Source organism: Pelomicrobium sp. G1 (assembly GCF_051905455.1).
GTDB lineage: Bacteria > Pseudomonadota > Gammaproteobacteria > Burkholderiales > UBA6910 > Pelomicrobium.
The window spans coordinates 1-355 of the sequence record NZ_JBQACR010000181.1 but is presented as its reverse complement, the minus strand read 5'-3'; the positions used below and the strand labels follow the sequence as shown (position 1 = coordinate 355).

Annotated in this window: 1 protein-coding gene; it reads left to right on the top strand. The window is 67.3% G+C overall.

Going from position 1 to position 355, the window contains the following annotated elements:
• Window positions 1-355: phosphotransferase (locus ACTFO6_RS18075; RefSeq protein ID WP_439935782.1), on the top strand; the 355-nt coding region annotated here is incomplete at both ends.

Sequence of the window (355 nt, the reverse complement as noted above, 5' to 3'; positions counted from 1 at the left end):
CCGTCCGGGTCGCTGGAGCGAAGCCATGCTCCGGGAGGAGCACGCCTTTGCTTTGGAGCTTGCCGCGGCGGAAATCCCGGTGGTGCCACCCCTGGAGGATTTGTGCGGCGAGACGCTGCACGCCCACGAAGGCTTCTTCTTCGCCCTCTACCCGCGCCAGGGGGGCCGCGCTCCCGAGCTGGAATCCGAGGAAACCCTCACCTGGATGGGACGCTTCATCGGGCGCCTCCACGCTGTGGGGGCCACGCGTCCTTTTCACCACCGGCCTGCGCTGGACGTGGCAAGTTTCGGCGAAGCGCCATGCCGGTTCTTGCTGGAAAGGGGCTTCGTGCCCACCGAGCTGAGGGAAGCGTAC